The following is an 18385-nucleotide window of genomic DNA, read 5'->3' on the forward strand; positions in this document are numbered from 1 at the left end:
ATAATATAAACTGATTGTGTTACATAACTTAAATAACGGAATTTGGGGGAAAGCCTGACAATTTACACGGTCGCGGCGCGATCACTGAAAGAACGGAATTTGTGGGAACTCCTTCGTTTTTGCACGGAAGCGTGTCGATCACTGAAAGGACAGGATTTGTGGGAACTCCTTCGTTCTGTTTCCCGTTGCCATTCCCTTCGCAAGCATCGAAGCCTTTTTCAATAACGTCCTATATCTTTCGCCGATTTAAGAATGAGCGAGAAGGCTCTCCTTGCCGATTCTTGCGAAAAAACTTGGAAATAATTTCGATCGAGATGAGATGCATTTTTATATTCGAGAGAAAGAAAAATCGATTCGAACCGGAAACCGATTCGAATCGACTGGAATAAAAAGAATTAAGGAAGAAGAATTTTTTTCGAAACAAAACTGTCCGAGTAACCTTCTGTGTCCGAATCGAAAGCTCGATACGAATTGATTTCTATACAGGCTGTATCGTAGTTCTGGAAATCAAAGGTGATCTTCGGAGTAGAATAGGTGCTCGGCGGAACAAGAACGATCGTCGTGCCTTGGTTGTTTTCTATGTCGATTCCGAGTTCGAGAAAGTTTGAGAGAATCGGAACTCCGCTCGGTCTACTGAGCCCGAGTCCGAGATAAAAATAATCTTTGACCGAGGAAATCGTATCCTTGGCTGTAAATTCGAAAACGGTTCCATTTTTCGTTACTTGGATACAGTGCCCCGAACAATTACCGATCGTAGTGGGAGCGAAAACGGCTCCGTCACATTCCGGAGGATTGGGATTGTTTGGATTGGGTGCTGGACCGGGGTTGGCAACGGGTACGGAAGCGGTTGCGATGATTTCCTTCGTCGATTTTCCGAAAGAGTTCACGGAGATCACGATAATTTTGTATGATAGGATTTGACTCGATACGATGAACGTAAATCGGTCCGGAAACGGTGAATCGGGTGATAGGTTTTCTTTTATAAAACTTTTGACCGTCAACCCGTCCGCGCTGAGTTTCATGATATCAGGATGTCCGATGTAAGCTTTTGTTGCTACGGTAGAATTGGGTTTGTTCTTAAAGGAAAAACCGATCTGAATTACCCGATCACCTCCGATCGTATTGAACGTATTCACCGATAAATCGTTGAGGATCGGTGAATCGGAAGTAATCGAAGGATCGTTTCCGTTTAAAAGCGCTCCGATCGTTTTCGTTAAATCTTCGTTAGGCGTTCCTTCTCTGCAAAACAAGGATAGGCTCACAATAAATGAGAGCACTACGGTTCTTAAGCTGAATGCTAAAAATTTTCGAGGTTTAAAATTGGCCGCTGTTTGTTTTGTTTCGTTCATTCGATCCCGCTGCATATAAATTTGAATTTCCGTTAGTTTTCTTCTTCTTTTTTCAAAAGCTCAAACAACGAGTGCTGAGATTCCGTTCTTTGTAGCTTTAGGTGTGAAAAAAAAAGAGCTCCCGCGAACAAAGTAAATCCTGAATGCTTCTCGATGCCGAAGGGTCGTTTCGAATCAAAATTCGAAACGGTTTTCTATCTGATCACAAAAAAACGATTCGATTATTTTCACACCAATGGACCTGATTCTATGATGTTTCCTCCTTTTCGCCAATTACCAGGAGGTAAAGAATCGGTTTTTTTCCGATTATTTTTTGAATATAATGGGAGCGTTCTTTTTGATCGAATCTACATTCTTACCTTTATAGTGTCTAACGAATGTTAGGTGGAACTTACTTCTTAGAGATTGGTCGCTTCGTTTTCCAATGTTCTGATTCGATAATAGGAATATTCCCCGAGACTCCCGTTCAATCGTCGAATTCTTCCTCGAAAGAAAAATGGGCCTTCCAGGAAGAAAATACTTCGTTCACCTGGGGAACGTTTGGGTCTGAAAATCGACGATCACGGTGATCTTTTTATTGGCAGAAGGTTATTCACAAATGGAATTCACCGCAGGGTGCTGTTTGAAATTTATTGAAACCGAGGGATAGATGAGTTCCGTAAAGACGATGATTGAAGCCGAAACTTTTTTGGAGAAGGTTCGATAAGAAGGATTTCCGATTTTTTATTTTGAGGTAAGAAGGAAAGAAAAAAGAATCTCGTTTTCCGAGCTCGAAAGCTCGGAAAGGATGCGGTAGGATTACTCTTCTACTTTAATTTTACCTTTGAATTCCCATTTACGGTAGGGAGCGATCGCTTGGAGTCTTTCGTCGGTCACGAAGAATAAGGCTTCTCCGTATTTTACCAAACCGCCTTTGTAGTGCGCATACTTGGTCTTATGATCGATCAGTCCGATTTCTCTGACCTTGCTCCAGTCGTCACACGTCTTGAGAGTCGGAACTTTTCTGAGATGCAACTCCTTGATCTTATTGTCCTTAACGGAGTCTCTGAGTATCTTTTCCCATTCCATAAAGTTCAAACTAAAAGGAAGGGGGGAAAAATCAAGGGTTTTTGCGGACGCCGAGACTCTCTTTATCGCTCTTTAGAGTTTGAAAAATTCCACTTCCTTTTTCAGATCTTCCGCGAGTCTTGCAAGACCGATCGAACTCGAGCTCAACTCTTCCGAAGAAGCGGCGGAAGATTGATTGAGGTCGTTGATCGTCGTGATCGTTCTCGAAATTTCTTCGATCGCTATCTTTTGTTCTCTTACCGCGACTTGAATCACGTCCGATCTTCCTTTGACTTCTTTTGCTGTAAGATTCATCTGATCGTTTTTGGAAAGCTGATCTTCCATAAACTGATTTACGATCTTCATCTGGCGGTTGATCTCGGAAATTCCCTGGATGATTCCCGAAATGACGGTGACGGTGTTCGTAATGTTTCTGATTCCGTTTCCGATTTCGGCTTCGTTCCCTTGGATGATTTCTTCGATGTCTTTGATACTGTTCGTCGTTTTATCCGCGAGTTTGGAAATCTCGTCCGCGACTACCGCGAAACCTTTTCCGGCGGAACCCGCTCTCGCCGCTTCGATCGCCGCATTGAGCGCGAGTAAATGAATCTGCTCCGAGATTGTGTTGATGATCTCCATAACTCCCGTGATATCTTCCGAGCTACGGCTGATCTTCGTGATCGATTGATTTGTGAGCTCCAAGGCGCTTCCGCCTTTTTTCGCTTCTTCCGTAATTCTTTCCACGTCCGACATCGTCTTTTCGAGATTTACGGAAGTTTCATGGATGGAATTGGAGAATTTATTCATGTCAAGACCCAGTCTATCCAAAAGCCCGACCTGTTCTTTGGTTTGGGTTTCGACTCCGTCCATTCCCGCCGAAATTTCTTCGATAGACGCCGATATTTCCTCCGAGGACGCGGCCTGATTCTGAGCGTTGTCGGAAATAAAATTGAGAGCTCCCGACATTTCATCGGAAGAAGAAGCGAGATTGCTCGAGGCCTCGATAATCTTACCTAAGATCGTTTTCACCTTTTTGTTAAACGAATTGATGGAGATGGACATTTCTCCGATCTCGTCCATAGATAAAACTTTAAGACCTTTGGTAAGATCTCCGTCTGCCATCGCTTCCAAAACGTTCTTACTTTCTTCGAGAGGCTGAAGTCTTTTTTTCAGAATGATGTAGATTAGAAATCCGATGAACAACATTCCGATCGTAGAAATCGCGGCCATCGCAAGAACGGAAACGATTGCCTCGTCAGCGATCTCTTCTTTTTCAATCGAAGCGAACGTGATAAAGTCGTATTTTTGATTCTTACGAAGAATCATATACTTGTATCTTCCGTTGAAGAGATAACGGACCGGAACGTTGTCCTTGTAATTCTTAACCTGTTCGTAAAAAGGGAAGTCAGTCAGTTTTTTTAGATTGAGGGCGGGGTTTACGTGATTGATGATCACTTCTCCATGATTGAGGAGACCCGGATAACCGGACTTTCCGATTTGGATCGAGCCGATCAATTTGCTGGTAAGATCCGCGATTCTTAATCCGAATGCGAGATACGTCGACTTCTCTCCGGGGATCGATTCTATCGCCAAAACGACGGGAGTTCCCGAAACTGGAGACGCGATCGGCTTGCTCAGAAAGATTTTTTTTGCCAAAAGAGATTCCGCGATGACCGTATCGGTCGGAAGCTGATAGTCGGAAAGTTTAGAAGTTCCGTTGGGCGCCAGAGTTCCGGTCGCGGCTAAAAGTTTCCATTTTTCTCCGTCGGCTCGAATGATCGCGATCGATTCGTACTTGGAAGATCTTCCCAAAAGATTTTCAAAATATTTCTGCGTTTCTTTTTCCTTTCCAAGCGAAACTAACGTAAGGAAATTCGAATCGTTACGAAGTCTTTCCGCGTCCGCCTGCACTTCCTCGAAAATCGTTTCCGTGAGAATGTGAAGGGTTTCGTTCACGTTGATCATCTGATTAAAATAGGATTTTCGGATTGCGGTGTAGTTGAGTTTAAAAACGAGGCTGGAAACTCCGATCGCAAGTATGATCACGATAAAGATAAAAGTGATCGTGAGAGAACGGGTGAGTTTGATTCTTACCAGACTCGATGTGTCGATATTACTGAAGGCGCCCGATTCGATCAGCTTGGAAGTGAGTCTTTCCGAAACCAGAAACGTATAAACTCCCACGGAAAGAGCGAGCAGAAGAATGATGGAAAGAAGATTGTAATAATCCGACTTGTCCAAAGTAGCAAAACGACTCAACAATAAGACGATGACAAGTCCGGTGACAAAAATTCTCGAAGCGATTTCGATCGAATGTCCGATCGGAAGTCTCAGCACCGATTTTTGCGCGTTGAGAGCCGTGTCCTTGTCGATGATTCCCCGTTCGATCGTATCGCTGTAATCCCGGATCGGTTTTAGTCTTCGTTTGTCCGAGAAGACGGTGTAGACGAGCGTAAAAAAAGTCGTTCCAAGCGTGATGTATACTGCGAATCTAAGTTGTTCCGGATCCATTTCCAGGAAAGTCTGAAAAAAAACGATCGCCGTTCCAACCGTGATGACGTAACCGACTACTTCGGTAATGAGAACAAACTGAAGTGTAAATTTGCGGATCGACTTTGTAATTTCATCCATGAGGCGTTCCCGATATCAACCGAAGCGAGACGCATCGGTTTTTGCTTCTTTTCGGTAAATTTCAGGATTTACACTCTTGAATACAAGGAGAATCTAAAATACGGATGGAAAATCTTAAGTTAGCGCTCGTCGGGGACATTCACGGATTTTGGGATCGAAAGGACAACGAGTACTTTGACAACTCGAATTACGATGCGATTTTAATAACGGGAGATTTTCCAGGATATCTTCCTCTCTCCGGGTTGAAGGTGACTCGAGGAATCGCGAATCTAAAAAAGAAAGTCTATTGGATTCCCGGCAATCACGACTCCACGAACGCAGTTCAGTTGCTCGGAGAAATACTACATTCAAAATGGATGATACGTCTTGGAGGAATCGGACATCGATTTCGTCTAACTCGTCTTAAAAGACGGATGGGTGACACGATTTGTATGGGATATTCAGTCGCGGACTTGGATTCAAAAACGGTGCTCGTAGGCGCCCGTCCCCTTTCCATGGGAGGAAGTTTGAACTTTCTTCCCTTGCTCAAAAAAGAATTCGGAGTCTCTTCGGAGAGGGAATCTTTTGAAAGGATGAAGAGTCTTTATCCGAAGATCCAAGGCAAGGAATGTGTCTTATTGGCACACAACGGACCCGCCGGATACGGATCCAAACGGGACGATATCTGGGGATGCGATTTTAGGAAGAAGGGCGGAGATTGGGGGGACCGGGACTTACTGCATTTCATTGAGTTTCTAAAAGAACGCGGAGAAAAGGTTTCGCTCGTTCTCGCGGGTCACATGCATCATCATATCCGCGACTTAGGTCGGGATCGAACTTGGAAGGTAAACGAGAATTCTACTCACGCGGTCAATGCGGCGAAGGTTCCGAGAATTCTCAAAGACAAAGAGGGAAACTCGTTTCGCCATCATGTCCGACTCGAACGAAAGAACGGAGTTTGGGATTGTCAGGAAATTTTCGTAGGAAAGAAAGGGGAGGAAAGAATTTCCCTCCCGGATGAAGAGGTCTTATTCTCCTCGGATACTTTCTAGTTTGAGTTTGATCTCTTCGTTCAGAGGTTGTTTTTTCTGAAAATCCTCAAGTAGGCGCACCGCTTCGGTCGGCTTTTCCAATTCCACGTAAAGATCGGATAATTCAAGAAGAGGTCTCGGATCCATAGGGAATTTTTTGTGGAGGTCGAGATAGATTTCTTCCGCCTTGTCCCGTTTTCCGATCAGCTTGAGAGAGGATGCCTTTCCAAGAAGGGCGAAGTAATCTTCTCCTTCCGCGAGAATTCTGTTGAAACATTCGAGTGCCTTGTCGAATTCTCCCATTCCGCGCAAGCTGTCGGCGTAACGATTGATGATGAGCTTGTTGTCGGGATCGAATTCCAAAATTCTTTCCCAATACTGGTTCGCTTTGTGGAAATCCTTTTTGCCTCGGTAACTTTCGGCAAGACCGTATAACGCGAAAAAATTCTTCCGATCGAGTTCCGCTGCGCGGTGATAATACTGAATCGCCTCGTCGTAGTCTTTGATTTTGCGATAAGAATTTCCGATCTCGGTCAATATCTTGATATTGTCCGGTTGGATGAGAAGAAGTTTCTCCCACCAGTGGATCGCGTCCTTGTATTTCTGACACGCAAAGTAAAGATGCCCCAAACCCACGATCACATATTGATCTTTGGGATTGATCTGAAGGGCCTGCATATAATAGATTTCGGATTCTTTAAAGTTCTTGAGCTTGCGATGGGCGTCGGCTACACGGCTTAAGATCGAGGCGTCCGTGATCGTGATATGTCTGTATTCTTCGGCGACTTCGATCACTCGGGAAAGAAGATTCATTTCCCGATAACAGTTCATGAGTCCCATCAGGGAAAACTTGTTGGAAGGATCTTCCTGTATACATTTATGATAATATTCTATTGCATTCTTATAATCTTTTTTCTTAAAAAAGAGATCTCCCATTCCTACAAGGCCGTAGGTATTGTGGGGATCCTTTTCCAAAAGCTCTTTGAGTTTGGCTTCCGCTTTGGGAAATTGATGAGAATCTAATAGTTTGTAGGCTTCCTTCGCGAGACTTTTGATGATCGCGAATTGTTTGTCCTCTTCTTCTTTTTCAATATTAGGATTTTCCATTTGATTCTCTCTTTTTAATGTTTACGCTCTTCCAATTTTCGAATTCGCATTATTTTTTTTGGACGTTCGACTTTGATTGAATATTCTTTTGAGGCTTAAATATTCTGTAAAGAAAATAAGAACAGATTGCAAGAATCCGAAAGTAAAAAGTAATTTGCATCGAAAATTAGCCCTTTTTATCTATTGGATTTTGGAAAAAAATTTCCGTTCTCTTTTTACTTAGAACGATCTCTTCGAATGTCGGTTCCGAAAGAGCGACGAGGAAATATCTTATCTGAAAATCACTCATTTGGGTCGGATCGGTCAATTTTTTGCCGTTCATTCCGATCGGTTTGTCGAGGACTCGCCAATTCCTTGTTCATCGCAAAATTCTTTTTCGAACGCTAATTTCTTTCGGCCGTATAGAAATTTCCACGGTGTTTATTTCAAGGGCAATTTTCATATTACTCTTTCAAAATGAAGAATACAACTTCATTCCTACAAAGGGAAAACCATCGAAGAGAACCTTCTTTGCTTATTATATTTTTGAACGAAGGAAACCCGATAAAACTCGGCTTCCGACCGCGTAGAACGAATCTCCTTGCATCCGGTTCCTCTTGACAGTAGCCTTTCCAGTATCTTTATGGACGTAAGGGGAGGGACCATGTCCGCAGAATCAGGAAGAATTACAGGCGCTAGATTGATGGTGGAACTTCTGGAAGAATACGAAGTCGATATCGTCTTTGGTTATCCTGGCGGAGCCATTCTACCCTTTTATGACGAGATCTACAAGAGTAAGAAAATCAAACATATCTTGGTAAGACACGAGCAAGGCGCCATTCACATGGCCGAAGGTTATGCGAGAGCGACCGGAAAACTCGGTGTGTGCATTGCAACATCCGGACCCGGCGCGACCAATCTTGTCACAGGACTTACCGACGCAAAGCTGGATTCGGTTCCGATACTTGCGATCACGGGTCAGGTCGCGACGAACACGATCGGAACCGACGCTTTTCAGGAAGCCGATATATTCGGGATCACGATTCCCATTACAAAATACAACGCACTCATGAAATCCGCGGACGATATCGCCAGGCATTTCGAGGAAGCAACCTTAATCGCGTTAGGCGGTCGACCCGGTCCGGTCCTTTTGGATTTTCCGAAGGACGTTCAGACCGAGCTGACTAACGTGCGAAAGGCGACTCGTCTGAAAATCGCCCCACATCACTATAAAAAACCCGAAGTAAAGGGAAACTTGGAAGGGTTTGCCGAGGCTTTGAATTCCGCTAAAAAACCTCTTCTTTACGTGGGCGGCGGAGCCATCAACGCAAACGCGCACAAAGAAATTTTCGAACTTGCGACAAAGGCCGGCATTCCGGTGACTACGACTCTGATGGGAATCGGAGCCTTTCCTGGAACTCACGCGCTGAGTTTGGGAATGCTCGGAATGCACGGGACCGCGGCTGCGAACAAGGCCGTATTAGAATGTGATTATATTCTAAATTTGGGCGCCAGGTTCGACGATCGTGTCGCTAAGATCGGAGAATTCGCGGAAAAAGCGGTTCGAGCTCACGTCGATATCGATACGGCCGAATTTAATAAACGGATTCAAGTGGATCATCTTTTGCACGGCGATTTGAAGGACGCTATCCAGGCGATTCTTCCTTTTGTAAAAAAGACGGACCGCTCTTCTTGGACCAATTATCTTCAAGGTTTAAAAAAAGATCATCCTCTGGATTTTGACAATTCGGGTTCCACGATCAAACCGCAGGACTTTTTGGACCGTCTTTACAAAAAGACGCAAGGCAATGCGATCGTTTCAACGGATGTCGGGCAACATCAGATGTGGGCCGCGCAATATTTCCTTTTTGACGAACCGAACAATTGGCTTACCTCGGGAGGACTCGGGACGATGGGATACGGACTTCCGGCAGCGATTGGAGCCAAGTTTGGAAGACCGGATAAGACGACGATCTGTGTTTCCGGAGACGGTTCGATTCAGATGAACATCCAGGAGCTCGCGACGATCGCGGCCAATAAACTGGGAGTCAAAATTCTTATCTTTAATAATAACTTTTTGGGAATGGTTCGTCAGTGGCAGGAACTCTTTTATGAAGAAAGATTTTCTCAGTCGGAATGGAACTTCAATCCCGACTTTGTAAAACTGGCGGAAGCGTATTCGATTCCCGCAATGAAGGTTTCCGATAAATCGGAGATAGATAAGGCGATCGATTTTTTTCTCAAAGACGACGGAGCGGCTCTTTTGGAAGTGATGATCCCTGCCGAAGAAAAAGTATTTCCGATGATTCCCGCAGGAAAATCGCAAAAGGATATGATCGAATTTAAGGATTTGGCCGGACTCAAAAAAGCATGAAACACATTCTGAAAATTCTGGTAAACAATCATCCCGGGGTAATGAGCCATGTTTCCGGTTTATTTACTCGCAGAAGTTATAATATAGATTCGATCGCGGTCGGTGTCACGGTAAATCCCGAAGTTTCCAGTATGGTCATCGTCGTCAAAGGCGACGAATCCACGGTGGATCAGGTCAAGAGACAACTCTATAAACTCCCCGACGTTTTGGATGTGGAGGATCTGGCGTACCATGATTGTGTGAGCCGAGAGCTTGTGCTTTTAGTGGTTAAACTTTCGGAAACAACAAGGACGGAAATTCTTTCCGTTTGCGAGGTATTCGAGGCGAAGATCGCCGACTTGACGCATTCTTCTTTGACGATAGAATATTCGGGAAATTCTCGAAAGGTGAACGCGATCGTTGAAATCATGTCCAAGTATGGGATCGAAGAAATCGTTCGAACCGGACAAATTGCGCTTCGTTACAGAAGCATCGGATTATAATTTTTCGCCGAATCTAAGTTTGGATTATAGCGATTGGAAAGCGAATCCGTCGCCGCGTAGAAGGGATTTATTTTCGGCGATGCTAATTTCGATTTTTCTAATTTAACCGGCTAACAGCGATTCTCTTTTTTTCCAAGGCCTTTTTTTATGAGAATCAAAAAGAATACAAAGAGAATTGGATCTGCAGATCACTCTGTAGTCCGATTTTCTAAGCAATCTTTGTGAAATCTTATAACGAGGCCCCGTAAGATTTTGAAGTTCGGTTTGAATCAGAACAGAATCTGAAAAATAGGGGATTTCCTTAAAATCGCTTTCCGACCAAAGGATCAGGGGTTCGATCGAATTGGCTCCGGAAGAAAAACGATAAAGCTCGATTTCCTGAAGAGCTTCTTTTCTCGCCTCGTTTAAAATCGTCTGAAGCTTTTCAAAGGTCAAATTTCCGTTTCCATCGAATTGTGGAGACGGGAGGAACGTTTCGTATTCGTGTGTTTTTGTTTTGGTCATCGTTGTTGTCTCTTGTCTAACTCAATATCATAAAAAATGAGAAGTTAATATTTGAACGAGATTTGATTTGGAAATCCTTATCTTTCGTTTTGCGGGCAAATTGATTGTTCATTTTGGGAAATGCCAAACGAAAATTTTCTTTGTTGGATTATCGATCGGGTATATATGAAAAATTGTATACAATTATTTTTGAATATAATTGTGTTTCGAAAAAATTCTTTCTTTAGTTCTTTGTGTTAAAAAAGATTCAAAAAAGAAACCGAATTATAAGGAAGCGAGTTTTAGGATTTCGAAATCCAGGAAAAGGACGGATTCCGGTTTCCAAGAAAAGATTCCGTTTTGAAAATCGGCCTTGCCGTCCTTTTCTAAACCCAGAAGGGCTCGTTCTAAACTTTCTTTTTTTTCCGGAATGAGGTGATAAAAAGAATTCAGATCGACGGGTTGAAATAAGCGAAAGAGGGAAAGGGTCAATTCTTCAAAAATATCGGGAGGGGTGTATTCGACGGAGAATTCTTTTCGTTTGTATTTTTCCACGTTTCTCGGGTTGGAATATCTTCCGCTTGGAAGAAATCCGTGAGCTCCGGGGCCGATTCCAAGATAGTATTCCATCGTCCAGTATTTGAGATTGTGTCTGGATTGGAATCCGGGTTTTGAATAGTTGCTTACCTCGTATTGAGTCATTTCAAAATGGGAAAGGAGTTCGGGAAGTCTTTTGAGAATTTCTTCCTGGATTGCTTCCTCCGGTGCGGGGAGAAGTCGGTCCATTACCTTTCTTGAATATTCGGTTCCCTTTTCCACGGTCAGCGCGTAGAGGCTGATATGTTTTCCTCCGTAGGATAAAACCTGACGAATGTCTTTGAGAATTTCTTCGATCGTCTGGCCCGGGATTCCATAGATCAGATCCGCCGAAAAATTTTGGATCGGAGAATTTTTTACGGTTTCTAAAATGGTTTCGTATCGCTGCGGATCGTAGTGTCTCCCCAAAAAACGAAGTCTTTCCGGTTGAAAGCTCTGGATTCCCACGGAAATCCGATCGATTCCTATTTCCGAAAGGGAACTCAGAAATTCGGATGTGATATCTTCCGGATTGCATTCCATCGTGATTTCCGTTTGCGGTGAAAGTTTTAGATTTTGTTTTAAGAAAAGAATGAGTTCTCGAATTTGACCGAGGTCCGCGCGGCTTGGAGTTCCTCCTCCGAAAAAGATCGTATCGAATTGAAAATTTGCGATGGAAGGATTGTCCAGAATTCTTCGGCGAATTTCCTCCTTATATCTTGAAAAAAGACCTGCCTCGTCCGGGATCGAAGACTGTCCGTTTCCTATCGAAAAAAAATCACAATATTCACATTTTTGAATGCAATACGGGTAGTGGACGTAGATCCCGGGGGCTCCGGTCTTGGAAATCGGATTTTTTAAATCGTTTCTATCGTTTTTCAAGGCTTACTCGCGAAGAATTGAAATTGGAAAGAATTGTAGGAACTCCGACGATCTCCCGTAAAAACTTGCGCGCCCCGCCCTGATCTTGGGTGGAGGGGTGGGAGGTGGAAAAAAAATCGGGAGACTTTCCTTTATCAGAAAAACAGATTTCTCGCAAGTAGAATCCCGCGAGACTTTTCGTAGGAACTCCTACGATCCGATTGGATCTCAACGATTTTGACCTTATTTCACAACGGTCTTTTCGTTCGAGCTTTTCAAAATCAAATCGACGACAGGAACCGGAGTCGTTCTTTCCACAACGGAATAAAGGAGCGCCTTTTTAGATTCTACGGTCGGAGAAAAAGAAAATAAAATTTTTAGATTTGAAAGAGTATTCAATTTTAAGAATGGAGTTCCATAGTGAAGACAAACGACTTCCAGTGCCGGATAACGTTTGGCCAACCCGGCCGCGAGATCGAGTTCCAACTGGCTGAACGAAGTAAGAACGATTCTTTTGAATTTATTTTCTTTCAGGAGCGCGGTGATTTTACCCGCGCTGGCGTTCGCGAGATTTTTTTCAGCAAGAACGCCTTCAAATTCCTTACCTTTGACTGCGAAGATTGTCTCTTCGGGTTTAACCGAGTTGGGAACGAAGGTTTCGGGAAAAGAAACGATGGAAGCCCGGGAGACGTCCGTGTTTAGATTAGGAGAAAAAATTTCCAAAAAGATCTTTTCTCTTTCCGCGATCTGATCCTGAAAGAAAGTGATTTCCTTTTCCTCCATCGGAGACAAAGATTTCGGATTCGATTTTTTTGCAGAGAACTCGTAGATGATTCCGTGTTTGAGCTTGAGAAGAATTTGTCTGAACGCCGCTTCCTTCAGAAGATCTCTTTCCCCTTTTTGAAAGGTTCCTTTTTTGTAGGCGTTCAAAACCTGATCTCTCATATCGCGCGTGGTTTTTCCCCAGCTCGTCATAAGAAGTATATCAGCGCCTGCTAATATAGCTAAAACTCCCGGATCGGAGTCCTTGTAGTGAACGGAGATCGCGTTCATCTCCATAGCATCGGTGATGATCACACCTTTGAAACCCATTCTTTCTCTTAGGATTCCTGTAAGAATTTTGGAAGAGAGCGTTGCCGGGAGATTTGGATCCAATTTCGGATAGAGGATATGCGCGCTCATCACGACTTCGGCGCCTTGTTCGATCGATTCCTTAAAAGGAATGAGTTCCATCTTTTCCAATTCTTCCAGATTCTTATCGATCTTAGGAAGTCCGAGGTGACTGTCTACGTTTGTGTCTCCGTGTCCCGGAAAGTGTTTGATCGTAGGGATCGCTCCTCCGAGTCTCGCTCCTTTTTCATAACCGATTCCGGCCTTCGAAACCATCTCGGGAGTGCTCCCCAAAGAACGAGTATTGATGACCGGATTGTCCGGATTGTTGTTGATGTCCAAGTCCGGTGCGAAAACGAAATTGAGTCCGAGTTTTCGGAGTTGAAACGAAGTGACAAATCCTACCTTGTATGCGTAGTCCGCATTCTTCGCTTGTCCGAGCGCCATCGCACCCGGAAACTGAGTGACCCCGTCTTTTACTCGAAGAACCCTTCCGCCTTCCTGGTCCACGGAAATGAGAAGAGGAAGTTTCGAGGCTTCCAAACTTTTTTTCTGAAGTTCGAAGTTGAGTTTGAGAATTTCCTGTTTGGTCCCCAGATTCATTCCAAAAAGGATGATCCCTCCGGGAAGAATTTCCTGAATTTCTTTTTCCGCCGTCTGGTCCAAGGTTTTCCCCGGGATTGCGACGTGGATGACTTGGCCCGCCAATTCTTCGGGAGACATTTTGTCAACGATGGCTTTCGCCTGAGATTCTAAATAACCGTCCCAACCGTCGGCTTGGAGTTCTTGTTGATAGGAGGGAATGTAGTAAAATGCCGTAAGGAAAGCCAAAAGAAGAAGGAACACAAAGAGGAAACGTCGGATCATAGTTTGACAGGATATAAGAACGTTCAATTCTGTAAAAACAAATTCCTTCGGGCAGGTCCTTGTTATGATTCGTTTTAAACTCTTACTTACAGCATGTCTCAAAACCTTATTTTACTTTGTCAGAAAGGTCAAGCTGCAACAACCTGTCTCAGTTTTGGGACCGGTTCTTATCATTCTAAGTTCTTTTTGTCTTACATCTCTTCACGCGGATTCGGATATTTCTCCCGTCCGAATTCTTTTTTTCGGAGACAGTCTTACGGCGGGTCTCGGTCTACATTCTCCGGAGGAAGCGTTTCCGGCGGTTCTTGAGAAAGAACTTTCCAAACAAGGAATTGCGGTAAAGTCGGTGAATGCAGGGATGAGCGGGGATACGAGTTCGGGAGGACTTTCGCGTTTGGATTGGGCGCTCTCCAATTCCTTCGATCTTTTTGTCCTCGAGCTCGGAGCCAACGATTCTATGCGGGGAATTTCTCCGGATCAAACGGAAAAGAATCTAAAGGAAATTCTTTCGAGGGTAAGAAAGAAAAATCCTAAGGCGAAATTTCTTCTCATCGGGATGAGAACCTTTCCCAATCTCGGAAAAGAATATAGAAAAAGATTCGAATCCATTTTTCCGAAGATCGCAAAGGAAGAAAACGTTCCTCTGGTTCCGTTTTTTTTGGACGGGGTCGCAGGAAATAAAAAACTCAATCAAAAAGACGGGATTCATCCCACTGCAGAAGGACATCGGATCCTTGCGAAAAATCTTTTGCCGTTCTTTCAAAAAATTCTGAGGAAAAGATGATTCTCCAAAAAGTGAGTTTACACCGGACTTTTGCCGAAAATCATGGATCTACCTGAATAATCGCGGGAATAGCTCAGTGGTAGAGCACCTCCTTGCCAAGGAGGGGGTCGCGGGTTCGAATCCCGTTTCCCGCTTTTTCTTCTATACTCTTCTCCTCCAGGCCCATTTACATCATGGATTATAAAACAAAAAAGAATTCTAACGCGACCGTTGATATTAAACTCACTTTCGAGGCTTCCGATATCGAGAAGGCTTTTGAAAAAACTTACGCGGAAAAACAAAAAGACGTAAAAATTCCCGGCTTCCGCCAAGGCAAGGCTCCGCTGCAAATGGTGAAACGTCATCTTGGAGACGCGGTGGCGAGTGACGCGATCAATACTCTGATCGTGGACGGAATGACTTCCATTCTCGCAAAATTGGAACATCCGATGGTCCGGTTTCCAAAATTCGAAATCCAAGACTATCAACCCGGAAAAACTCTGATCGCAACTGCGGTTTACGAAACCAATCCGGAAATCACTCTCGGTAAATATAAGAAAATCAAGATCAAACTTCCTGAAGTCGTAGTTTCCGACGCGGACGTTCAGGAAGAAATCGAAACCATTCGTAAACAATTGGCCCGCAAACAATTAAAAGAAGAGGGCCAAGTCACCGCGAGCGGGGACATTATCGATATGGAATATATCGTTCGCGAATCCGGTCAAGAACCGAAAAACGCAAGCAACACTTCGAACGACTACCACCTCGGACACGAGAGCAATCTCAAAGGTTTTGACGAGAATCTTTTCGGACTGAAAACCGGAGACAGCAAGGACTTTGTGCACGCATTCCCTGAGGACTACGCGCAGAACGAAGTTGCGGGCAAATCCTTCGAGTATTCCGTTACGGTAAAAGCTCAGTATGCAAACATTCTTCCGAATGTGGACGACGACCTCGCCTCCGAATTCGACGGATCCGAGTCTTTGAGCGCTCTCAAGGATAAAATTCGCAAGAATCTGAAGGAACGTTTTGAGGAAGGGGTGAAGAATAAGAAAATGGAGGAGATTTACAAGGAAGTCATCGACGATTCTAAGTTTATCTTCCCGGAATCTTATGTAAAAGAAGAATCCGAACACGTTTTCCACAATATGATCCACGAATTCCGTCTTCCTCATATTACGATGGAAAAATACGCGGAGATGATCAAAAAGGATCTGAAAGAAGTGCAGGAATCCTTCAAAAATCTCGCAGAATCCCGACTGAAACACTTTTTTACCCGTCAAAAGATCGCTCAGACGGAGAACATCGCTTATTCCGATTCGGATTTTGACGCAGATTTAGAAAAACTTGCGTCAAGTTACCAGATTTCTCTGTCCGATCTTAAAAAAGAGCTGGAAAAGGGAAAACTCATGGATAATTATCGAGAGAATTTTTTCGCGAAAAAAGTGGATGATACCCTCTTTGATCTTGTAGAAAAGAAATATACTGACAAATTGAGCATTGGTCAGGTAAAAGAATATCTGAACCAAAAGGAAGAGCAGAAAGCATGAGCGTAATTCCGTATGTGATCGAGCAAACGAGCAGGGGAGAGCGTTCTTACGATATCTTTTCCCGACTTTTAAAAGATAGAATCATCTTTCTCGGGAATGCAATCAACGACGACTACGCGAACGTGATTACGGCCCAATTGTTATTTTTGGAGGCTGAAAACCCGGAGAGAGATATTTATCTTTATCTCAATTCTCCCGGAGGTTACGTTTCTTCCGGTCTCGCAATCTACGATACGATGCAATATATCAAACCGGATGTGAGAACTCTTTGTTTGGGTCAGGCTTCTTCCATGGCGGCTCTTCTTTTGGCGGGCGGCGCTCCGGGAAAACGTTCCGCGCTTCCGAATTCTAGAATCATGATGCACCAGCCGATGGGCGGCGCGACCGGTCAGGCCAGCGATATCGAGATCCAGGCTCGCGAAGTTCTTAAATTGAAGGAAATTCTGAACGCGATCTATCACAAACACACCGGAAAGAGTGTGGAACAAATTCAGAAAGATACGGAAAGAAATTTTTATATGACCGCGGAAGAAGCGAAGAATTACGGAATCTTAGATACCGTGATCGATATCGACCGAAGTAAAACGGCGCAAGTCGCAGCCCCAGCTTAATCAGGAGAAATCCCTTGGCGAAGAAAACACCGGGAACCAACGGTAAACAAAAACTATTCTGCTCTTTTTGCGGAAAAGAACAAGATGCAGTAAAACGTTTAGTCGCCGGTCCGGGTGTTTATATCTGCGACGAGTGTATTTCTCTCTGTAACGAAATCATTGCGGAAGACCACGATCATACCCACGAAAAGTCGGAAGTATTCAGCGAGGTTCCAAGTCCCGCGGATATCAAATCCATTTTGGATCAGTACGTGATCGGTCAAGATCATGCGAAGAAAGCTCTCTCCGTTGCGGTTTACAACCACTACAAGCGCGTAAATCTCAAAGAAAAAAAATCCGATATCGAAATCGAAAAATCGAATATTCTTCTCATCGGCCCGACCGGAAGCGGGAAAACTCTCCTCGCTCAAACCCTAGCAAGAATCATCAAGGTTCCGTTTGCGATCGTGGACGCGACCGCATTGACCGAAGCGGGTTATGTGGGAGAAGACGTAGAAAACATCATTCTCAAACTTATCCAAAATGCGGACAATGATATCAAAAAAGCAGAGATTGGAATCATCTATATCGACGAGGTCGACAAGATCGCGCGTAAATCGGACAGCGCTTCGATTACAAGAGACGTGAGCGGAGAAGGGGTCCAACAAGCTCTTCTTAAAATCATAGAAGGAACCGTTGCGAACGTTCCTCCTCAGGGTGGAAGAAAACATCCTCATCAGGAATACTTACAAGTTGATACTAAAAATATTCTGTTCATACTCGGGGGAGCATTTGTGGATCTTCCGAACATCATCAAGTCCAGAACCGGCGTAAAGACGATCGGTTTCGGTTCCGAAGAGACGAGACCTCAGTCGGACAGCAAGGATGCGTTGATGGGACAGGTGATTCCGGAAGATCTGATCAAGTTCGGTCTGATTCCGGAGTTTATCGGAAGATTGCCGATCGTCGCCACACTTCAAGAATTGGATGTGGATATGCTCAAACAAATCTTCCGCGAACCGAAGAATTCCGTTCTCAAACAGTACACTCGTTTATTAGAACTCGAGAATGTAAAACTTACTTTCCGGGAAGACGCGATCGATAGAATCGCCGAACTTGCGATCAAGAGAGAATCCGGAGCCAGAGGGCTCAGGGCCATCGTTGAAAACATTATGTTGGATCTGATGTTTGATATCCCTTCTCGCAAGGACATAGAAGAAGTGATCATCACGGGAGAGGTGATCACCGATCGAGTGATGCCTACACTGATTCTTAAAAAAGAATCCAAAATCGCTTAATTTTCACTCGAGGTCCAAAAGGTAGAGCAGTAACTCTCTGGGTTTACTTGTGTAAACTCATTTGTATTCCCTTGGATTTGAAAAACCATCGGCTCTTTGGTTGCGGAATTTTTCTCGTGCAGAGATTTGCTTTCAAGTTACTTCCGTAGGACCTACGAATCTACCGTAAAAGTCGCGGGCCCCACCCTGATCTTGGGTGGAGGGGAGTGGTGGCGGGAAAGCTCGGGAGACTTTTCTCTATCACAAAATTCTAATTTTGCAAGTAAAAAGCTCGGCTTTCTTTGTCGGAACTCCTACAAAGAATTTCC

14 protein-coding genes and 1 tRNA gene are annotated in these 18385 nt (G+C 44.1%); 8 read left to right on the forward strand and 7 right to left on the reverse strand.

What is annotated here, in order from left to right; translation table 11 throughout:
* Positions 1-395 precede the first annotated feature (395 nt).
* The 3 genes from CH376_RS20745 to CH376_RS20760 all read right to left on the reverse strand — a co-directional run bounded on the left by CH376_RS20745 (position 396) and on the right by CH376_RS20760 (position 5027).
* Positions 396-1277, reverse strand: a complete 882-nt coding sequence (locus CH376_RS20745; RefSeq protein WP_125231905.1) for a hypothetical protein — start codon at positions 1275-1277, stop codon at positions 396-398.
* Positions 1278-2147: 870 nt separating this feature from the next.
* Positions 2148-2417, reverse strand: coding sequence for a hypothetical protein (locus CH376_RS20755; RefSeq protein WP_100784506.1), 270 nt, complete (start codon positions 2415-2417; stop codon positions 2148-2150).
* 72 nt (positions 2418-2489) lie between these two features.
* Positions 2490-5027: a methyl-accepting chemotaxis protein gene (locus tag CH376_RS20760; RefSeq protein ID WP_100784364.1), complete on the reverse strand. Its 2538-nt coding sequence runs from the start codon at positions 5025-5027 to the stop codon at positions 2490-2492.
* Between the two features lie 104 nt (positions 5028-5131).
* On the opposite strand from CH376_RS20760, the gene CH376_RS20765 reads away from it, so the two are divergent.
* Positions 5132-6058, forward strand: a complete 927-nt coding sequence (locus tag CH376_RS20765) for a metallophosphoesterase (RefSeq protein WP_100784366.1) — start codon at positions 5132-5134, stop codon at positions 6056-6058.
* On the opposite strand, the gene CH376_RS20770 is transcribed toward CH376_RS20765, so the two are convergent.
* Positions 6035-7144: a tetratricopeptide repeat protein gene (locus tag CH376_RS20770; RefSeq protein WP_100784367.1), complete on the reverse strand. Its 1110-nt coding sequence runs from the start codon at positions 7142-7144 to the stop codon at positions 6035-6037. The two genes, CH376_RS20765 and CH376_RS20770, sit on opposite strands and share 24 nt — an antisense overlap.
* A 643-nt stretch (positions 7145-7787) precedes the next feature.
* Between CH376_RS20770 and ilvB the strand changes: the two genes are divergently transcribed.
* A complete protein-coding gene (gene ilvB / locus CH376_RS20785) occupies positions 7788-9497 on the forward strand; it encodes a biosynthetic-type acetolactate synthase large subunit (RefSeq protein ID WP_100784369.1) in 1710 nt (569 codons plus the stop codon).
* Positions 9494-9979, forward strand: a complete 486-nt coding sequence (gene ilvN / locus CH376_RS20790) for an acetolactate synthase small subunit (protein WP_100784370.1) — start codon at positions 9494-9496, stop codon at positions 9977-9979. The genes ilvB and ilvN overlap by 4 nt, the downstream gene beginning before the upstream one ends.
* A gap of 102 nt (positions 9980-10081) precedes the next feature.
* Here ilvN and CH376_RS20795 read toward each other — a convergent pair whose 3' ends face one another.
* The 3 genes from CH376_RS20795 to CH376_RS20810 form a co-directional block, all read right to left on the reverse strand.
* Positions 10082-10483: a hotdog family protein gene (locus CH376_RS20795; RefSeq protein ID WP_100784372.1), complete on the reverse strand. Its 402-nt coding sequence runs from the start codon at positions 10481-10483 to the stop codon at positions 10082-10084.
* A gap of 264 nt (positions 10484-10747) precedes the next feature.
* A complete protein-coding gene (gene hemW, locus CH376_RS20800; protein WP_100784374.1) occupies positions 10748-11920 on the reverse strand; it encodes a radical SAM family heme chaperone HemW in 1173 nt (390 codons plus the stop codon).
* Positions 11921-12142: 222 nt separating this feature from the next.
* Positions 12143-13876 carry a glycoside hydrolase family 3 protein gene (locus tag CH376_RS20810; protein ID WP_167883215.1) on the reverse strand — a complete coding sequence of 578 codons (1734 nt, stop codon included), beginning with the start codon at positions 13874-13876 and terminating at the stop codon, positions 12143-12145.
* 64 nt (positions 13877-13940) lie between these two features.
* Between CH376_RS20810 and CH376_RS20815 the strand changes: the two genes are divergently transcribed.
* The 5 genes from CH376_RS20815 to clpX all read left to right on the forward strand — a co-directional run bounded on the left by CH376_RS20815 (position 13941) and on the right by clpX (position 18077).
* Positions 13941-14660, forward strand: a complete 720-nt coding sequence (locus tag CH376_RS20815; protein ID WP_100784507.1) for an arylesterase — start codon at positions 13941-13943, stop codon at positions 14658-14660.
* Positions 14661-14722: 62 nt separating this feature from the next.
* Positions 14723-14794: transfer RNA gene (locus CH376_RS20820), tRNA-Gly, on the forward strand.
* Between the two features lie 39 nt (positions 14795-14833).
* Entirely contained in the window at positions 14834-16189 is a 1356-nt protein-coding gene (tig, locus tag CH376_RS20825; protein WP_100784378.1) for a trigger factor, read from the forward strand.
* On the forward strand, positions 16186-16800 hold the full coding sequence (gene clpP / locus CH376_RS20830) for an ATP-dependent Clp endopeptidase proteolytic subunit ClpP (RefSeq protein ID WP_100784380.1): 615 nt from the start codon (positions 16186-16188) through the stop codon (positions 16798-16800). The genes tig and clpP overlap by 4 nt, the downstream gene beginning before the upstream one ends.
* A gap of 14 nt (positions 16801-16814) precedes the next feature.
* Positions 16815-18077, forward strand: coding sequence for an ATP-dependent Clp protease ATP-binding subunit ClpX (gene clpX, locus CH376_RS20835; protein WP_100784382.1), 1263 nt, complete (start codon positions 16815-16817; stop codon positions 18075-18077).
* Positions 18078-18385 lie beyond the last annotated feature (308 nt).

The sequence above is a fragment of the Leptospira adleri genome (assembly GCF_002811985.1).
GTDB classification, from domain to species: domain Bacteria; phylum Spirochaetota; class Leptospiria; order Leptospirales; family Leptospiraceae; genus Leptospira; species Leptospira adleri.

Coding starts and splice junctions, on each gene's coding strand:
- CH376_RS20755 (WP_100784506.1), bottom strand. CDS start 2,417: ATGGAATGGGAAAAGATACTCAGAGACTCCGTTAAGGACAATAAGATC.
- CH376_RS20760 (WP_100784364.1), bottom strand. CDS start 5,027: ATGGATGAAATTACAAAGTCGATCCGCAAATTTACACTTCAGTTTGTT.
- CH376_RS20765 (WP_100784366.1), top strand. CDS start 5,132: ATGGAAAATCTTAAGTTAGCGCTCGTCGGGGACATTCACGGATTTTGG.
- CH376_RS20770 (WP_100784367.1), bottom strand. CDS start 7,144: ATGGAAAATCCTAATATTGAAAAAGAAGAAGAGGACAAACAATTCGCG.
- ilvB (WP_100784369.1), top strand. CDS start 7,788: ATGTCCGCAGAATCAGGAAGAATTACAGGCGCTAGATTGATGGTGGAA.
- ilvN (WP_100784370.1), top strand. CDS start 9,494: ATGAAACACATTCTGAAAATTCTGGTAAACAATCATCCCGGGGTAATG.
- CH376_RS20795 (WP_100784372.1), bottom strand. CDS start 10,483: ATGACCAAAACAAAAACACACGAATACGAAACGTTCCTCCCGTCTCCA.
- CH376_RS20810 (WP_167883215.1), bottom strand. CDS start 13,876: ATGATCCGACGTTTCCTCTTTGTGTTCCTTCTTCTTTTGGCTTTCCTT.
- CH376_RS20815 (WP_100784507.1), top strand. CDS start 13,941: ATGATTCGTTTTAAACTCTTACTTACAGCATGTCTCAAAACCTTATTT.
- tig (WP_100784378.1), top strand. CDS start 14,834: ATGGATTATAAAACAAAAAAGAATTCTAACGCGACCGTTGATATTAAA.
- clpP (WP_100784380.1), top strand. CDS start 16,186: ATGAGCGTAATTCCGTATGTGATCGAGCAAACGAGCAGGGGAGAGCGT.